The following is a 17,537-nucleotide window of genomic DNA, read 5'->3' as shown; positions in this document are numbered from 1 at the left end:
TTGACACCACGCTCGGTTCAGCGATTGCGGAGGTCGTCCAGCGTTCGGTGAAAGCCGGGGAAGGTCTTCTTCACACATCCGGGATCGTCCAGGGTGATACCGGGGGTGCGCAGACCGGTGATGCCGAAGGCCATGGCGATGCGGTGGTCGCCGTGGCAGGCGATGTGTGCCGGGCGGGGCCGAGCAGGATGGATCTCGATCCAGTCCGGTCCGAGCCGGACCGGGACCCCGAGGGCGCGCAGGTTCTCGGCGCAGGCTTCGAGCCGGTCGCATTCCTTGATCCGGGTGTTGTGGACGTCCTCGATCCGGACGGGTCCGTCGGCGAACGGTGCGATGGCGGCGAGCGTGGGCATGGTGTCGGAGATGTCACGCATGTTCACGGTGATGCCGGCCAGCCGTCCGCCCGGCGCTCCGGTGACGCTCACATCGTCCTCGGTCAGCGTGACCTGTGCGCCCATCCGGGCGAGCACCTGGGCGAAGCGCAGATCGCCCTGGAGGCTGCCCGAGCCGAGTCCGGGGACGGTGACACGGCGGCCGGTGAGCGCGGCGGCCGCGAGGACGTAACTGGCGGTGGAGGCGTCCGGCTCGACCCTGTAGCCGGTGGCCGTGTAGGGCCGGGCGGGCACGGTGAAGGTGTCCCCGTCGCGGTGCACGGGCACCCCGAAGCTCTCCATCATGGCCAGCGTGATGTCGACGTAGGGCGCGGACACCAGGTCGGTGACGGTGATGGTGAGCCCCCGCTCGGTGAGCGGACCGACCAGCAGCAGCGCGGTGAGGAACTGGGAGGACAGTCCGGCGTCCAGCGTGACGTGCCCTCCTTTGATCCCGTCGGCGTATACCGTCAGCGGGTGGTGGCCCTCCCGTTCCTCGTGGATGACGGTGACACCGAGGGCGCGCAGTGCCCGGGTGATCGGACCGAGGGGGCGGCGGCGCATCTGGGCGGACGCGTCGAAGTGGAAGACCCCGTGACCGGCCGCGGCCAGCACGGGAAGGAATCGCGCGGTGGTGGCGCCGTCGCGGCAGAACACCGCCGCCTCTTCGGTGGCCGGTCCCTGGGGGCGGCCCTGGACGGTCCACCGGTCCGGCGTACGGTCCAGTCGGTAGCCGAGCGTGGCAAGGCCCTCGGCGAACCCCACGGTGTCGTCCGCGACCAGCGGCTTGTGCAGCACCGTCGTTCCTCGGGCCGCGGCAGCCAGGAACAGCGCGCGTGCCGTGATGGACTTCGACCCCGGGGCGTCCTCGAACCGGTAGCCGCCCTCCGAGAGGCGTTCGCCATCCGAGCGCCGCGGCCTCTTGTTGTGCCTCTCGTTGCGCCCCTCGCTGTGCCTCTCGCTGTGCGGCGAGGAGAGTTCGTTGTTCATGCCTCGGTGCCGGTCCTTCCCACGCTCGGTGGCTCGTCGGCCGGCCGCCGGGCGGCGGCCGGCGCCATGGGCGGCGGCCCGGCCACCGGTGAGCCGGCGTCGCGGCGATCGTCGAAGTCGTACCGCGCTGGGCGGTGGGGCGAGTGCATGGGTGTCCCGGTTGTTGAGGATCTTCAAGCGTGGTGATCAGTGAACTGCGCGGCCGCCGTCCGCCGGCGGACGGGGCGGCTCGCTCGGAACGCACCTGGGCGGGATACCGCCGCGGTACCTGCCCTCAAGAGCCGTACCTGCCCCCAAGAGCCGGACCCGCCCTTAAGAAAGATTGTCGAGCACGTCCTTCAGGCCGGCCGCGATGACCGTGTGCGGTGCGGTCCGCAGTTGTTCACGGTCGTGCGCTCCGCCGAGGACACCGATGACGTGCCCGGCTCCGGCACGCGTGCCGGCAAGCAGGTCGTTGACCGTGTCACCGGCGACGAGGACGCGCTGGACCGCGTCGATGCGGAGCTGGATGACCGCGGACAGGATCAGATCGGGGTAGGGGCGGCCCCGGAGTGTTCCGGACTGGGCGACGGTGAGGTCGATCAGGTCGCGCCAGCCGAGGGTTTCGAGGAGTGCGTCCTGGACCGTGGCGTCGAAGCCGGTCATGAGGCAGGTCCGCACACCGCGTTCACGCAGCCCGGCGAGGACGTCCTCCGCTCCGTCCTTCGCGGTCAGTTCACCGGCCAGCACCGCCTTGAGCATGAGGTCGACGAAGGCGCGGTGCGCTTCGGCTGCCTTGTGGGGGTCGGGCGTCAGGCGGTTGAACATGTCGGTCTTCGCCATGCCGCGCAGGGGGCGGAGCGTTTCCGGGGTGATCGCGTCGAGGCCGGCGAGGTACAGGGCCTCGTCCACGGCCCGTTCGACGGTGCCGTTGTCCGCGATGGTGGTACCGGCCATGTCGAGGACGGCCAGGTCTATCGCTCGGGAGCTGTCATGGTGGGACACAGGTGTTCCTTCTACAGGGAGTGTTCGATCGTGATGTCGGCCATCACGTCGAGTGCTTTGGTGGACGCCTTGGGGCGGCGGACCGCGATGCCGACGAAGAGCGTGTCGACGATGCCCAGGTGGGCGAGGCGGCTTGCCATGGCTTCGAGTCGGAAGCCGTGCTCGGGCGCTCCCGCGATCAGCGCGGCGTTCGCGACGCGGGTCAGCGGGGACTTGGTGAAGCTGGTGACGGCGACGACGAAGGCGCCCGCCGCCCGGGCCGCCTCGGCGGCCAGCAGCGACTCGCGGCTGGCACCGGTGTGGCTGATGACCAGGCACACACAGGAGTCGTCGAGATGGCGTGCGGCCAGATGCTGGGCCATCACATCGGTCGGGTACGTCGTCACGAGGCCGAGCGCGGACAACCGGTAGGCGGCGTCGTGGGCCGGGGCGGCGGAGGTCCCGTTCCCGACGACGAGGACGCGCGCGGCCACCGCCATGCGGTCGATGGTGAGGGACAGCAGTTCGGGATCGACGGTCTGTGTCGCGTCGACCAGGGCCCGGCCGCTGCGGCGCAGGATGCGATCCAGCATCTCGCCGGCCGGGGTCCGGCCGTCTATCCCCTCTTCATGGGCGAGTTCCTGCTCCTGCTCGCCCTGCTGGGCGAGATCGCGGGTGATGGCGAGCTTGACGTCCTGGTAGCCCCGGTAGCCGATGCGCTGGCAGGCACGGACCGCGGAGGACTGTGCGACGCCCGCCCGCTGGGCCAGTTCGGTCACCGAGCCGCGTACGACAGCTTCGGGGTCGCCGAGGATCAGCTCGATGACCCGCTTGTCCGTGGCGCCCAGGTTGGGCAGCGCCGCTTGGGCACGGGTGACGAATTCGCCGCTCACCAGGGACGACTTGGCTGCAACCACGAGGCCTCATTTCGCCGTGCGAACACAGATCGACTGTCGATGCGGGCAGGAGACTAGCACGGAATGGATAATCCATCCTGATCTCCCGGATTAGTTGGATAGTTCATCCCCCGGTAACCCCGGCTTGGTCCGCACGCCATTCCCGCCTCTGAGCCTGGCACCGCCGGCACAGGGCGGCAGCAGTGCCGACGGACCCTGAACCGGACGGCCACCCAGCGCGGCGTGCCCCGCGGTGGCCCCTGAGGAAGGAGAGATCGATTCCTGCCACACCACTCACCCTGATCGCGGTCATCGACGGCCTCCGGCCGGCCGCTCTGCATGCCTCCACCACCCCGTTCCTGTCGCGATCGGCCGACGAGGGCTGCTCCTACGACCACGCCGTCGCCGCCTTCCCCGCGTTGACCCGGACCAACGCCGCGACGCTGGCGACGGGATGCCACCCCGGTCGTACGGGGGTCTTCGGAAACCGGGTGTGGCATCCCGAGCTGGGTCATATCGACACGGGGGTCGCCGATGACGTGCGCCGACTGCGCGACGCCGGGGCCATGCCGCAGGCGTCCGTCGCGGAGCGGCTCAGCAGGTCGGGACGCTCCGCCGTGGTCGTCGGCAACGGCTCGGCCGGCTGCACCTACCTGCTCAATCCCGGCAGCGACGCCGGACACGGGACCAGGATCGCCTCGGTCGGTCCCGAGCCCGAGGTCCACCGGTCCGTTCCCGCCGGTGTCAGGGCCGCGATCGAGGATCTGGGGCCGCGCCCCGCGTCCGACGACGAGGCGCTGGAATGGGCGGTCGCCGCAGGGGTGGTCTCGATCACGAAGCAGGCTCCCGACCTGCTGGTCTTCTGGTCCGGGCAACCCGACACCGCCCACCACGCCACCGGGTTGACGTCGACGGCCAGCACCGAGGCGATCCGGCGAACCGACCAGGCCGTACGCGCGCTGCACACCGCCGTGCTCGACACGGGCCGCGAGTGCAATCTGATCGTCACCGCCGACCACGGCTTCTGCGACACGATCGAGTCGCTGGAGCTGACCGAGACACTGGACCTGATCGCCAAACGCTCCGGGCTGCCCCCGAACGGATTCGTGCCCACGTTCAACAGCGGCGCCGTCTTCGGCTACTTCGAGCCCGGCACGGCACCGCACCTGCGGGCCGCCATGGCCGCCCGGATCGTCCAGGAGCCCTGGGCGGGACCCGTCTTCTGCGCGGACGCCCACTGCCCCGACGGCGCGTTCCCGCTGTCGTCGGCCGTGAGCGGAGACTCACCGTTCACGCCGGACCTGATCATCACCATGCGCACCGAAGCGGCCGACCAGCGCGGGCCCGCGGACCCGCCGGCCCGTGCCCTGGCCGCACGGGCCTCCGGAACCCGGCCGTACCGCGGTGTGCACGGCACCGTGCACCCGGCCGACATGCGTATTCCACTGATCCTGCACGGGCCGGCCTTCAAGATGCGCACCCGGCGCACCGAGCCCGCGGGGCCGGCCGACATCGCCGCGACCGCGTACACGCTCGTCACCGGTGCGCCGCTCGACGACATCGACGGCCGGGTCCTGACCGAGTCGCTGCGCGATGCCACCGACAGCCCCGAACTCCTCGTGGAAGAACGGACGATCAGGCGCGGTGACACATCCCTCGTCGTGCGCCGGGCCGGGGGCCGTTCCTACCTGGTGGGCGGTGTATCGGGCCAGGGGACGCCGCCCGAGCAGCGCGATCCCACGCAGCGGGGCCTTGCCGAACCGGCCGCCGCGGGGCGGCAGGCCGACTCGGGAAACGGGGAATAGGCCCGTGGCCGCCCTGTCCCCGACCGCCGCACTGCGCCAACGCGCCGCCGCTGCGCCGTGAGGGCGTCGACGTCCTCGACTTCTCGGCGGGCGAACTCGACCTGCCGACGCCCGCCCACATCGTCGCCGCGGCCGTGGACGCCGCGTACGAGCCGGAGTACCACACTACGGACCGACCGGCGAAGAGGACGACCTGCGCCAAGCCGTCGCCGACCGGCTCACCCCACGGGCCGCGGCTCCCCTCGACGGATCGCGGGTGCTGGTCACCAACGGTGCGCAGCAGGCCCTGTTCAACACGTTCATGGCGCTGCTCCAGCCGGGCGACGAGGTGCTGAACCCGGCGCCGTACCGGGTGGCCCTCCCCTCGTCGGTCCGGCTCGCCGGCGGCCGTCCGGTGGCCGTCCAGCCGTCCACCGGCGAGCTGAGAGTGATCCCGGACGCCCTGGCGGCGGCCCGGCCGCCGCCGACCGGGCCATCGTGCTGTGCTCGCCGAACAACCCCGCCGGCCTGGTCCACGACCCGTCGGAGCCGCGCGCCCCAGTGACCTGGGCGGCCGGCCACGGCATCTGGATCGTGTCGGACGAAACCTGTGTCGACCTCGGCTTCCGGCCCGTCACGGCGCCGGGACGGGTCGAGCCGGCCATGGCCGACCGGCTCGTCACGATCGGCGGTGTCTCCAAGTCCTTCGCCATGACCGGTTGGCGGGCGGGCCGGATGTCGGGCCCCGAGCATGTCATCGAGGCGGCGACCGCCGTCCAGTCCCACACGACCTCCAACGTCGGCCGCATCGCGCAGGCGGCCGCGCTCACCGGGCCGGATGTCAGCGCCGGCTTCCGTGCGACCCTCCGCGACCGGCTGCGTCTGTGCGCTTGCGTCCTGGAACCCCTCGGCCTGTACCAGACACCCCCTGACGGCGCGTTCTACGTCTTACCCGGCGCCCGCCGGTTCCACCCCGACGACATCGCGGTGGCGGACCGGCTGCTGAGCGCCGGCGTCGTCACCGTGCCGGGCACGTCGTTCGGCGCGCCCGGACACCTGCGGCTGAGCCTCGCCGTCGAGGAGGCACAACTGCGCAAGGGACTGCGGCTCACGGCCGACGTCCTCAACGACTGGGCCGGCTGACCGCCCGCCCGGACACCTCGGCCTTCGCGCCGGGAACCCACCGGTTTCCGCAACCAGCCGGGAGCCCTCGTCCACGCGTGCACCGCGCTCCTGCGGCCCTTGCCGGGCCGCGCCCGCCCCGGTCTTTTCCGGCGGCTCACCGACCTCGCCCACGCCCGGGCCATCCGACCTCAAGGAAGGTGCCTCCAGTGACCTCACTCATCGTCTCCGACCACAACCCCGACGATCTGCGCCGCCGTGAGAGCCCCGTCTTCATGAGCGGCAACCTGCCGCCCGACGTACCGGAGGTGTTCGACGCACGGTACGGTGCGGCCCTCGACTCCGCGCTCGCGCGGCGGTCGCCGTCCCGTCTGATCGGCGCACACCAGTACCGCGGCTCCGACCGTGATCGGGCCGCCGGTGCCGCGTTCACCGCCCGGCGCCTGGGCACGACGCCGGCCCCGGAGCGGGTCGTCGTGGCCAACGGCACCCAGAGCATCCTCATCCAACTGCTCTCGGGCCTGGTTCCCCGCGGCGGGCTGCTCGCCGTCGAGGAACTGACCTACCCGACGATCCGCACCTTCGTCCAGACCCTCGGCATCGACGTGGCTCCCGTGGTGATGGACGGCGAGGGCATCGATCCGGAGGCGTTCGAGCAGGTGTGCCGGACCCGGCGGCCCGCCGCCCTGTACACCATGCCGACGTTGCAGAACCCCACCGCCGTCACCATGGGCACCGACCGCCGCCGCGCGATCGCCGACGTCTGCCGTCGGTACGGCGTGTGTGTGATCGAGGACGACATCTACAGCCTGCTCCCCACGGACGCGCCCCCGCCGCTGTCCGCATACCTGCCGGAACTGTCCTGGTATGTGCTCGGCACCGCCAAGAGCATCGCGGCCGGGCTGAAGGTCGCCTACGTCGTCACGCCGGACGAGGAGTCCGCCAAGGCACGGTTCTGGCCCGGGGTCCGCAGCACCTACTGGATGGTGGCACCGATCAACGCCGCCGTGATGAGCAGCCTCGTCGAGGACGACGGGGCCACCGCGATCATCGACGCGGTCCGGGAGGAGACCCGCACCCGCCACGAACTGGTGACGGACGCGCTCGCCGGGATCGACCACCGCACGACGCCCGAGTCGCTGCACGTCTGGCTGCCCCTCCCTGCGGGCCGTACCGCTCAGGAACTCGCCGCCGCCGCACTCGCCGCGGGCGCGTCCATCGGCACCAGCGACACCTTCTACTTCGGCGCCGGCACCGCCCCCGAGGCGGTCCGGTTCGGTGTCGGCGCGCCGCCCGACCGCGCCGCCCTGGAGCGCGGCCTCACCGCCGTCCGGCACGCCTGGCACCGCTGATCACCAAGGAGACCCGGAAGATGCCCAAAGTACTCACCGACGCACAGGTCGAGGGCTACCGCAGCGACGGCTACGTATGCCCGGTCCGCGCCTTCGACGCCGACGCCGCGGCCGGCTACCGCGACCGGATGGACCGGCTGGAGGCCGACCATCCCGGTCTGTGGGCGCGCGCCAAGGTCAAACCGCACCTCCTCATGACGTGGCTCGACGAACTCATGCGCGAGCCGCGGATTCTCGACGCCGTCGAGGACGTGCTCGGTCCCGACATCCTGGCCTGGGCGACCGGCCATTTCGACAAGAAACCCCACGACCCGGGGTTCCTCGCCTGGCACCAGGACGCCACCTACTGGGGGCTGTCCGAGCCCAGCGTCGTCACCGCCTGGGTGGCGCTGACCCCGAGCAACCGGCAGAACGGCTGCCTGCGTGTCGTCCCCGGAACCCACACCGCGGGCCAGCTGCGGCACACCGACACGTTCGCCGCCGACAACATGGCCAGCCGCGGTCAGCAGGTCCAGGTCGACGTCGACGAGGCGACCGCCGTCGACCTCGAACTGGAGCCGGGCGAGTTCTCGCTGCATCACACGATGCTGGTGCACGGCTCCCTGCCGAACACATCGGACGTGCGGCGGTGCGGGATCACCATCCGGTATGTCGCCGCGCACGTCCGGCAGACCACCGGCTTCCAGGACAGCGCAACGCTGGTCCGCGGCACCGACCGCTACGGGCACTTCCGCCCGGAACCGCGACCGACCGCGGACTTCGACCCGGCCGCATCCGCCTTCTACGACGAGGTCGTCGGCGAGGCCCAGCGGCGCAAGGCGGCCATCGCCGCGCAGACCGACTCGACGAGGAGTGACCGATGACCACCGCACCAACCCGGATCTTCACCGACATCGACCTGGACGCCGACGGGGAGACTCACGGCTATCTGCGGCTGCCGCTCGCCGTGCACACCACATCCGACGGGGAAGCCGGCTACGGCTACACGGGCATCCCGATCGTGTCGCTGCGTAACGGCGACGGACCCACCGTGCTGCTCATGGCCGGCAACCACGGCAACGAGTACGAGGGTCAAGTGGTGCTGATGCGGCTGCTGCAGCGGCTGCGGGCCGCCGATCTCACCGGCCAGCTCATCGTCCTTCCCGCCGCCAACGCACCCGCTGTGGCGGCGGACCAGCGGACCTCCCCGCTCGACGGCGGCAACCTCAACCGCAACTTCCCGGGCCGGCCCGACGGCCAGCCCACGGAGATGATCGCCCACTTCATCGAGAGCCACATCCTGCCCCGCGTGCAATTCGCCTTCGACCTGCACTCGGGCGGCAAAACGGGTGAATACCTCCCCGTCGCCGTGGTCGCGCGGTCGGACGACCCGGACAGGTTCGCCCGCTCCCTGGACATGCTGAGGGCGTTCGGCATGCCCAACTCGATGATCATCGATCATTCCACCGGCGGCGATGCCTCGCTGATCGGCGCCTGCCGGCGCACAGGCGTGTTCCATCTGTCCACGGAGCTGGGCGGTGGCGCGTCGGTCGGACGCGAGGAGGTCAGGCTCGCCGAGCACGGCGTGCTGCGGCTGCTGCACCACGTCGGCCTGTTGCGGACGCCGCTCACCACCGAACCACCCGCCACGACGACGATGCTGCACCGGACACCGGCACACGAGTACATCTACGCCGGCTCCACCGAACGCGGACTGTTCGAGCCTCTGGTGTCGCTGGGGGACCAGGTCAGCCAGGGTCAGGTCGTCGGTCTGATCCGCTACACCACCGCGCCGTGGCGGGAGCCGGAGCCCGTGGTGTCCCCCTGCGACGGTGTCGTGCTCGCACGGCGCATCCCCGCCCGCACGGGCCTCGGAGACTTCGTCTTCGTGCTGGGCCGACCGTGGGAAGACGGTGCGTGACATGGAACTGAAGTCACCGGCCAGAGCCACCCGCAGAACCGCGTCCTCGACGGCCGCCGGCGCCACCGTGGCGCCGACACCGTCGGCGGTGCGGGTGTCCGCGGCGACCAAGCGGTTCGACCGCTCCGAGACCGACGCCCTCAGCCATGTCGACCTCACCGTGCCCGCCGGATCCATCACGGTGCTGCTCGGTCCGAGCGGCTGCGGCAAGACCACCTTGCTGCGCTGCATCGCCGGTCTTGAGACGCTCACAGCGGGCCGGATCGAGATCGGCGACACCGACGTCACCGAGGTCCCCGCCGAGGACCGCGGTGTGGCGATGGCCTTCCAGAACTACGCCCTGTACCCGAACAAGACGGTCCTCGGCAATATCGAGTTCCCGCTGCGGATGCGGCGGATCGACCGGGCGACCCGCCGCGAACGCGCCCTGCGGGCCGCCGAACTGATGCGTCTCGACGGGTTGCTCGACCGCAGGCCGAGCGAGCTGTCCGGCGGGCAGCGGCAGCGGGTCGGCATCGGCCGTGCCCTGGTCCGCGACCCCGCGGTGCTCGTCATGGACGAACCCTTCTCGAACCTCGACGCGGCGCTGCGGGACACCATGCGCACCGAACTCGCCACGCTGCAGCGGCGCCTCGGCATGACGGTCGTGTTCGTCACACACGATCAGGTCGAGGCCCTGGCCCTCGCGGACCAGTTGGTCGTCATGCGCGGGGGCCGCATCGAACAGGCCGGACCCCCCGAGGACGTCTACCGGACCCCGGCGACGACCTTCGTGGCCACCTTCCTCGACGGGATGAACATCTTCGCCGCCGAAGGACCGTTCGCGACCCACCCGATGCCCGGGGCCGCCACCGTCGGTTGCCGGCCGGACCACCTGCGGGTCGGCACGGGCGAGGGGGACGACATCGACCTGCGCGGTCAGGTCCTCATGTCCGAACTGCGCGGGCGCGACCGCCTCGTCCACCTCGACATAGGCGGCCGGAGCGCCCGGATGCGGGTACCGGCGGACATCCGGCCGAGCGAGGAGATCGCGCTGCACGTGCGGCGGTCCGATCTGCACTACTTCACCGCCGACGGGGTGCGCTGCCCATGACCGCACTGCTCGACACCTCCGCCCCGCGGCGACTGCGGGCCCCACGGCGGTATGTACCCGCGCTGCTGGTGACGCCGGCCGCGAGCCTCCTGATGATCTTCTTCATCGTGCCGCTGAGCACGGTGATGGTGCTGACCCTGTTCGACTACCAACCGCTCACGCGCTCGATCCGCTTCGTGGGGCTGCGCAACTGGGACCGCATCCTGACCGCCCCCGAGTTGCAGCAGGCCACGGTCAACACCCTGCTGTACGCCGTGCTGACGGTACCGGTGATCGTCGGCCTCAGTCTGCTCGCGGCGCTCGGCATCCACGCCCTGCCCCGTTGGGGCGGACTGTGGCGCACGGTGTACTTCCTGCCGACGATCGCGACGATGGCGGCGATGTCGGTGGTGTGGCGCTGGCTGTTCTACCCCGACACGGGTCTGGTCGACTCCACCATCGGGCGGCTGACCGGAGCCACCGACTGGCTCCACTCCACCACGCTCGCGCTGCCGGCCATCGCCGTGATCGGCAGTTGGGCGGGGATCGGCTCGTCGATGGTGATGTTCCTCGCCGGCCTGTCCAGCGTGCCGCAGCACCTGCACGAGGCCGGCCGGCTCGACGGCGCCGGGCCCTGGCACAGGTTCTGGCACATCACCTGGCCGGCGCTCGGGCCGTCGACCATGTTCGCCCTGATCATCGCCACCCGCGACGCGCTCCGTGTCTTCGACCAGGTGCATGTGATGACCGACGGCGGACCACTGGGGTCGACCGAGACCCTGGCGGACCTGCAATGGCGGTACGGCGTCAGCTATCTCGACATCGGCAGCGGCTCGATCGTCAACACCGTCCTCCTCGGTCTGGTACTGGTCACCGTCGCCGCGCAGTACCTCGCCGGCGGACGCCGACTGGAGAAGGCGGGTGCGCGATGAGCACGACGATGCGGCGCCGCATCGGTGTCCACACGGCGGTCGCGGCCGGCGGCGTGATCATGCTCGGGCCCTTCGTGCTGATGCTCGCGGGCGTGTTCCTCGCGGGCAACCCGCTGAGCGGGCAGCTGACCTGGCACTTCACCCTGGCCCATGTCCGCGACGCCTGGGCCGCGCTGGACTGGCCGCGCGTGTACGGCACCAGCGTGCTGGTGACCGGAGCGATCTTCGCGGCACAAGTGGTGACGTCGCTGCCGATCGCGTACGCGCTGGCGCGCTGGCAGTTCCGCGGCCGAAGGCTGACCTTCAAGCTCGTGCTGATCTGTCTGGTCATCCCGGTCCAGGTCACCGCGATCCCGATCTACTTCCTGCTCTCGGGCCTCGGCCTGCTCGACAGCTATCTGGCCCTGATCCTGCCGAGCGTCGGCAGCGGGTTCTGCATCTATCTGTTCCGCCAGTTCATCCTCGCCATCCCGGTGAGCATGTTCGACGCCGCCCGGCTGGACGGGGTCGGTCCGGTGGCGATGCTCTGGCGGGTGGTGTTGCCGCATGTGCGTCCCGCTCTGGTCGCCGCCGGTGTGTTCAGCGTCGTCTCGCACTGGAACGACCTGTACTGGCCGTCGGTCGTCCTGACCACCGACCGCGTCGCGACCGTCCCGTACGCGGTGGCCGGGGTCTCCGGACCGGAGAGCACCGTACCGCTGAGCGTGCAACTGGCGATCGCCGCGCTGGCGGCGCTGCCGCTGCTCGTCTGCTTCCTCCTGGTCCAGCGGCACCTCGTCCGCGGACTCGTCCTCACCGCCGACGGTGAGTAGCCGTGGCCCGTATTCCGTATCCACGCAAGGACAGCACAGCCATGACCAGCATCGTCTCCCGACGGACCCTGCTGCTGGCCGCGGGGGCCGCCGCGGTCACGACCGCCTGCGGCCGCGAGACGTCCGACGCCCTGCGGTTCCTCGTCCCGAGCGGCGTCCGCGCGCAGGCCGTCGGTGCCACCCTCGGCCCGGACTTCACCCGGCGCACCGGCATCTCTGTTGAGCTTCAGCTCAGTGGCGCCGGCGGCAACTGGACGGACGTCGACGGCCGGCTGGCCACCGCGTTCGCCGCCGGTACTCCCCCGGCCATGGCCGTAGTGGGGGCCAACGCCGTCCTCACCTACGCCGCGGCCGGCCTGCTGCAACCCCTCGAACCCCTGATGGCGCAGGGCGATTTCCGGCCGGACGACTACATCAAGCCGTTCCGGCGGGTGAACCAGTACGGCGGGCACACGGTCGCCGCCCTCTACAGCCTCGGCGCGATGGTGTTCTCGTACAACGCGGATGCCTTCCGCAAGGCCGGGCTCGACCCGGACCGGCCGCCGGCCACCTGGCGCGAGATGCGGTCCGCCGCGGCCGCCGTGGTGAGCAGGCGGGCCGCGCGTTACGGGGTGCTGCACTCCTACAACGCGGACTCCAACTGGACGTTCGAGAACTTCATCGGCTGGGCCGGCGGATCCCTGATGGACGCGCGGCGACGGCGCATCACCTTCGCCGACCGTCCCGGCGTCGATGTGCTCACCTACTGGCGTGACCTGATCACCGACAAGCTCAGCACCCCGACGACCACCCTGGAGATGGACGACGCGTTCCTCCGCGGCGACGCGGCCATGGTCTTCGGCCCGTCCACCAAGCCGGTGCGCTACGCCAAGGAGGCGTCGTTCGACTGCCGGACGGCCGTGGTCCCGATCCCGGACGGCGGCACCCGGCGACTGCCACCGGGCGGCGGATCACTGGTGATCTTCACCAAGGACAAGGGGCGACAGCGGGCCGCCTGGCAGATCATCCAGGCCCTCATCAGCGCCCCCGGGCAGACCGAGCTGTGCACGAACACCGGCGAGATCCCCGTCAACGTGCGGGCGACCGGCGCCCGGTACCTCGGACCGGTCATCAAGGAACAGCCGTACCGCAGGCCGGCGCTCGACTCCGTCCCGGACCTCGCGCAACGCTTCCAGTTCCCCGGCCTGCGGGCCGTTCAGATCAACGACCTGCTGCAGCAGAACATCTACGCCGCCCTCACCGGCGCGAAGGAGCCACGGCAGGCGCTCAATGACGCGGCGCGCCGGGCCGAAGCCCTCCTCGCCTGAACCGATCCATGGAGACCTGACATGCCTGACCGAAACGAAGTCGACTGGGCAACGGTGCCCTACCGGGGGCTCGGCGACGAGGCACGGCCCGAACCCGTGGACCTGGCCGCGGTCGTGGCCCAACTGCCCGACGGACTGCGGGACCGGCTCGCCGAGCGGGCGGACCGGCTCGGCTACATCAACGGGTTCCTCGCCGTGGGCCTGCACCATCCGGGCGCCGTCCTGGCACTGCTGGAGATGACGGAGCAGCTCAAGGCGGCACTGGATCCCGCGCATGTGCTGATCGTGGCCCTCGCCACCCACCAGGCGCTCGGCAACGAGTACGAACGTGTCCAGTACCTGGACGCGGCCCGCGCGCACGGCATGAGCGAGGCGTGGATCGGCGCGGCCCAGGGCCGCGCCGTCGGCGGCCTCACCGCGGCCGGGGAAGCGGTGCGCAGGCTGACCCTCGCCGTGGTGTACGCGTCGCCTCCGGCGCCCGCCCTGGCCGCGGCCGGAGCACACCTCGACGACCGGGGTCTGGTCGCGGTCATCCACCTGGCCGCGCGGTTCGTCGCCACCTCGCGCATCAGCCATGCGCTGAGCCTGCGGCCCATGACCGGGCCTTCGCACGCGGCCCACGGCGATGCGCGGGAGACGACGGCCGAGTGACCGACGAGAGCGTCGTCGGTCACTCGGTGAGGACGGGGAAGCGGCGCGGTGCCAGGAACAGCACCACCAGGAACGCCAGTGCCGCGGCGCATCCCGCGCCCAGGTAGACGGCGTGCACGGCGTCCGCGATGGCCTGCCGGGTGGCCTCCGGCGCGGTTCCGGCGTCCATCGACGCCGTCACCGAGTCGAGGTCGCTCGTGCCGCCGAGCCGCGCCGACAGCACCCCGTTGACGATCGCGCCGAAGAGGGGGGCGCCGATGGTCTGACCGGTCTGCCGGCAGAAGAAGACGGAGGCGGTGGCCGTGCCCCGCTGCGACCACCCCACCGCCGACTGGACGCCGACCACGAGCGGAAGGCTGAACAGGCCGAGCGCGGCGCCCAGCAACAGCATCAGGACCGTCGGCTGCCAGGCCCGGCCCGGGTAGGGCAGGAGGGGGAACGCGAAGAGGATCAAGGTGGCGGCGCCGACACCGAGCATCGCGGTGTTGCGGATGCCGATGCGCCGGTAGACGTGCTGGCTCACGGCCGAGGAGAGCGGCCAGCTCAGCGTCCAGACGGACAGTACGAACCCGGCGGCCACCGGGCTGAGCCCCAGTACGGACTGGGCGTAGGTGGGCAGGACCAGGCTGGGGGCGACCACCAGCAGGCCCAGAGCGCCGAGGGCCAGGTTGACGGTGGCGATGGTGCGGCTGCGCCATACCCATCCGGGCATGATGGGCTCGGCGGCCCGCCGCTCGACGACGACCACGAGCGCCACGAGAGCCAGTCCGGTGGCGAACAGGGCGAGGGACGGCGCCGACAGCCACGGCCAGGCCACCCCTCCCTGCACCAGCGCGGTGAGCAGCACGCCGCCGCAGGCGAACACGCTGAGCGCGCCGGCCCAGTCGATGGGCGGGCGTGGGCCCGGTCGGCGGCCCGGCTCATGGAGGTGACGGACGATCAGCCACAGGGCCAGCGAGCCGACCGGCAGGTTGACCAGGAAGATCCAGCGCCAGTCGGCGTAGCCGGCGAGGAGCCCGCCGAGCAGCGGACCGGCGATCGCGGACACCGCCCAGACGGTGGAGAGCCTGGCCTGGATCCGGGGGCGCTCCGCCACGGGGTACAGGTCGGCGGCGAGTGTCTGGACCGTGCCCTGGAGGGCGCCGCCCCCGAGTCCTTGGACGACACGGAAGGCGATCAGCGCCGCCATGTTCCAGGCGGCGGCGCACAGCAGGGAGCCGAGCAGGAAACACGCCGCGCCCACGACGAGCACCGGTTTGCGGCCGAAGATGTCCGACAGCTTCCCGTAGACGGGCAGGGAAACGGTCACGGCGAGCAAGTAGCCGGAGAACAGCCACGAGAACGAGGAGAAGCCGCCGAGGTCGCCGACGATCTGCGGAACCGCGGTGGAGACGATGGTGGAGTCGAGCGCCGCCAGCCCCATGGCCAGCATGAGCGCGGCGACGACGGCGCCCCGCTTGCCGGGTGCGGGATTCTGTGGCTCCTCGGCGCCCTTTGCGGGCTCGGTGCTGCCCGCGCCGGGAACCTCCGTCGTGCGTGGAATGGGTCGTATCGATGGGGTATCGGGATGCTCGCGTCCGTCGGCCGCCCTGGTCACGCGGCACGCCTCCTTAGTTGGCCGGGTGTGCGCTTCCATCGTTGGGGCCACGACGGCAATTGAGAAAGGGAATCGATCCAATAATTCTCATTGCGAATGACAATGAGTCGGCTCTAACCTCGGAGGGTGTTTCCTCCTGAGCAGGTACGGACGTTTCTGGCAGTGGCCCAATCGCTGAGCTTCACTCAGGCCGCGGCGGCCCTGGGCCTCGGCCAGCCCACGGTGAGCCAGCACATCCGCAAGCTGGAACAGGCGGTGGGCCGGCCGCTGCTGATCCGGGACACCCGCAGTGTGACCTTGACCGTCGACGGGGAGGCGATGGTCGGCTTCGCCCGCTCGATCCTCGCGGCACACGCCCAGGCGACGGACTATTTCAGCGGCACCGGCGTGCGCGGCCGGTTGCGTTTCGGAGTCACCGACGATCTGGCACTGACCCGGGTGCCGCGGATCCTGCGGGGTTTCCGGCATCTCAACCCGGGTGTCACCCTGGACCTCACCGTGTCCCAAGGAGTGCAGCTGCAACGCCGCGTGGAATCCGGCCATGTCGATGTCGCGTTCCTCAAGACGACTGCCGGAGACGGGCGGGGCCGGCTGGTGCGACGGGACCGGCTGGTGTGGGCCGCCGTCGAGGGCACCGGGCTGCTGTGGGACGAACAACGGCCGGTGCCGCTCATCGTGTATCAGGCGCCCAGCCCCAGCAGGGCGCTGGCCGTGCAGGCGCTGGAGCAGGCGGGCATCAGGCACCGTGTGGTCTGCACGGTGCGCGGGGTCAACGCCGTGCTCGCCGCCACCCGCGCCGGCCTCGGCGTCGCCATCTTTCCCCGCAGCCTGCTGCCCGGAGACCTCGTCGAGCTACCCGCCGGTGCCGGGCTGCCCGAGCTGGGCGAGATCGACCTCGTCCTGCTGACCAACCCGCACGCTCCCGCCGAACCCGTGGAAGCGCTGACCACGGCCATCCTGACGCACGCCAACCCGATCCGTTCCATCGGCGAGGATCGTCACTGGCCGGCCGAGTCGACGGGAGCGGCGGTCACCGCGACCCGCCCGTAGTCGGCCGGGTGGGGTCGCGGGGGGCCCGGTACTGCGGAGAACAGCCGCGACGCCCCGCGTTCGCTCCGTGTGGACCGCCTCCACCGCGACCGGACTGAGCGCCGATGTTCCGCGATGTCCGTGTCCGGGGCGAAGACGTCCCGGTCGAGGACGGCGAGGTCCGCGCCGCCATATCCTTGCACATCAGGCCGACTCGCGGAGGGCCGCGACACAGCTCTCGACGTCGGCGCCGGTGAGGCCGTGGCGCGGCATCTCAACGGCGCCCCGGGCGGGACGGACAGGGCGTCCTGAATGAAGGCCGGGTGTCGTGGCTCACCGGGCCACACCCGGCCCCCGTACGGGACAAAGGGTCATGCACCGGTCCGGTGGGCGCGCAGCACGTACATCTTGCGCAGGGTCTCATGGACCTGCCAGGTGCCTCGCCAACTGGCCGGCATCGCCAGGGTGGAGCCGGGGTGCAGCTCCACCGCCTCGCCGTCCTCCGTGCGGATGGTCGCGGAGCCGGTCAGCACCTGGCAGACCTCGTCGTAGCCGTCGCGGGTGGCGGTGAAGTGGCCGGGGCCGCACTCCCAGACGCCGACCTCCACCAGCCCGTCGGGCGACTGCCACAGGGTGCGGGTGGTCTCCCGCTGGCCGGTGGTGCTGGTGGGCTTGGGGCTCGCGGGAGGCAGGTCGGTGTTCGCCGCGTCGTCGAGGAAGGCGACGGACGGAACGCCGACGGTGGTGTCCATGCGGGTC

16 protein-coding genes and 1 pseudogene are annotated in these 17,537 nt (G+C 71.3%); 12 read left to right on the top strand and 5 right to left on the bottom strand.

Annotation, left to right across the window (positions count from 1 at the left end):
* Positions 1-17: 17 nt before the first annotated feature.
* The 3 genes from aroA to ABT245_RS11965 all read right to left on the bottom strand — a co-directional run bounded on the left by aroA (position 18) and on the right by ABT245_RS11965 (position 3,241).
* Positions 18-1,361 (bottom strand): 3-phosphoshikimate 1-carboxyvinyltransferase, encoded by a 1,344-nt coding sequence (aroA, locus tag ABT245_RS11975; protein ID WP_351732056.1) that lies wholly within the window; start codon positions 1,359-1,361, stop codon positions 18-20.
* Between the two features lie 312 nt (positions 1,362-1,673).
* Positions 1,674-2,345, bottom strand: a complete 672-nt coding sequence (locus ABT245_RS11970) for an HAD family hydrolase (protein WP_351732054.1) — start codon at positions 2,343-2,345, stop codon at positions 1,674-1,676.
* Positions 2,346-2,356: 11 nt separating this feature from the next.
* Positions 2,357-3,241, bottom strand: coding sequence for a MurR/RpiR family transcriptional regulator (locus ABT245_RS11965; RefSeq protein WP_351732051.1), 885 nt, complete (start codon positions 3,239-3,241; stop codon positions 2,357-2,359).
* A gap of 182 nt (positions 3,242-3,423) precedes the next feature.
* Between ABT245_RS11965 and ABT245_RS11960 the strand changes: the two genes are divergently transcribed.
* The 11 genes and pseudogenes from ABT245_RS11960 (at position 3,424) to ABT245_RS11910 (ending at position 14,152) form a co-directional block, all read left to right on the top strand.
* Entirely contained in the window at positions 3,424-5,025 is a 1,602-nt protein-coding gene (locus ABT245_RS11960) for an alkaline phosphatase family protein (protein ID WP_351732048.1), read from the top strand.
* 175 nt (positions 5,026-5,200) lie between these two features.
* A pseudogene (locus tag ABT245_RS11955) lies at positions 5,201-5,569 on the top strand (aminotransferase class I/II-fold pyridoxal phosphate-dependent enzyme); the annotation flags it as partial.
* Positions 5,503-6,147, top strand: a complete 645-nt coding sequence (locus tag ABT245_RS11950) for an aminotransferase class I/II-fold pyridoxal phosphate-dependent enzyme (protein WP_351732046.1) — start codon at positions 5,503-5,505, stop codon at positions 6,145-6,147. The pseudogene ABT245_RS11955 and the gene ABT245_RS11950, both read left to right, overlap by 67 nt.
* A 188-nt stretch (positions 6,148-6,335) precedes the next feature.
* Positions 6,336-7,478, top strand: coding sequence for an aminotransferase-like domain-containing protein (locus tag ABT245_RS11945; protein ID WP_351732043.1), 1,143 nt, complete (start codon positions 6,336-6,338; stop codon positions 7,476-7,478).
* Between the two features lie 20 nt (positions 7,479-7,498).
* Positions 7,499-8,341 (top strand): phytanoyl-CoA dioxygenase family protein, encoded by an 843-nt coding sequence (locus tag ABT245_RS11940; RefSeq protein ID WP_351732040.1) that lies wholly within the window; start codon positions 7,499-7,501, stop codon positions 8,339-8,341.
* Entirely contained in the window at positions 8,338-9,378 is a 1,041-nt protein-coding gene (locus tag ABT245_RS11935) for a succinylglutamate desuccinylase/aspartoacylase domain-containing protein (RefSeq protein WP_351732037.1), read from the top strand. Before ABT245_RS11940 ends, ABT245_RS11935 begins: the two co-directional genes overlap by 4 nt.
* A gap of 1 nt (position 9,379) precedes the next feature.
* Complete coding sequence (locus tag ABT245_RS11930) at positions 9,380-10,471, top strand: ABC transporter ATP-binding protein (RefSeq protein ID WP_351732034.1); 1,092 nt, start codon at positions 9,380-9,382, stop codon at positions 10,469-10,471.
* Positions 10,468-11,382, top strand: coding sequence for a carbohydrate ABC transporter permease (locus ABT245_RS11925; protein ID WP_351732032.1), 915 nt, complete (start codon positions 10,468-10,470; stop codon positions 11,380-11,382). Before ABT245_RS11930 ends, ABT245_RS11925 begins: the two co-directional genes overlap by 4 nt.
* On the top strand, positions 11,379-12,194 hold the full coding sequence (locus ABT245_RS11920) for a carbohydrate ABC transporter permease (protein WP_351732029.1): 816 nt from the start codon (positions 11,379-11,381) through the stop codon (positions 12,192-12,194). Before ABT245_RS11925 ends, ABT245_RS11920 begins: the two co-directional genes overlap by 4 nt.
* Positions 12,195-12,235: 41 nt before the next feature.
* Entirely contained in the window at positions 12,236-13,501 is a 1,266-nt protein-coding gene (locus tag ABT245_RS11915; protein WP_351732027.1) for an extracellular solute-binding protein, read from the top strand.
* Positions 13,502-13,522: 21 nt separating this feature from the next.
* A complete protein-coding gene (locus ABT245_RS11910; protein ID WP_351732024.1) occupies positions 13,523-14,152 on the top strand; it encodes a carboxymuconolactone decarboxylase family protein in 630 nt (209 codons plus the stop codon).
* A gap of 19 nt (positions 14,153-14,171) precedes the next feature.
* Here ABT245_RS11910 and ABT245_RS11905 read toward each other — a convergent pair whose 3' ends face one another.
* The gene (locus ABT245_RS11905; protein WP_502982112.1) at positions 14,172-15,695 is read right to left on the bottom strand and encodes an MFS transporter; all 1,524 of its coding nucleotides are present in this window, start codon (positions 15,693-15,695) and stop codon (positions 14,172-14,174) included.
* A 180-nt stretch (positions 15,696-15,875) separates the two neighbouring features.
* Here ABT245_RS11905 and ABT245_RS11900 point away from each other — a divergent pair, with 180 nt between their 5' ends.
* Positions 15,876-16,799: a LysR substrate-binding domain-containing protein gene (locus tag ABT245_RS11900; RefSeq protein WP_351732019.1), complete on the top strand. Its 924-nt coding sequence runs from the start codon at positions 15,876-15,878 to the stop codon at positions 16,797-16,799.
* Between the two features lie 350 nt (positions 16,800-17,149).
* Here the strand turns inward: ABT245_RS11900 and ABT245_RS11895 are convergent, their stop codons facing one another.
* Positions 17,150-17,530, bottom strand: coding sequence for a cupin domain-containing protein (locus ABT245_RS11895; protein WP_351732016.1), 381 nt, complete (start codon positions 17,528-17,530; stop codon positions 17,150-17,152).
* Positions 17,531-17,537: the final 7 nt, after the last annotated feature.

This window comes from Streptomyces sp. NPDC001508 (assembly GCF_040298665.1).
Taxonomy (GTDB): domain Bacteria; phylum Actinomycetota; class Actinomycetes; order Streptomycetales; family Streptomycetaceae; genus Streptomyces.
Note: the sequence above shows the minus strand (reverse complement) of the source record. Positions and strands in the feature narration are given on the sequence as shown.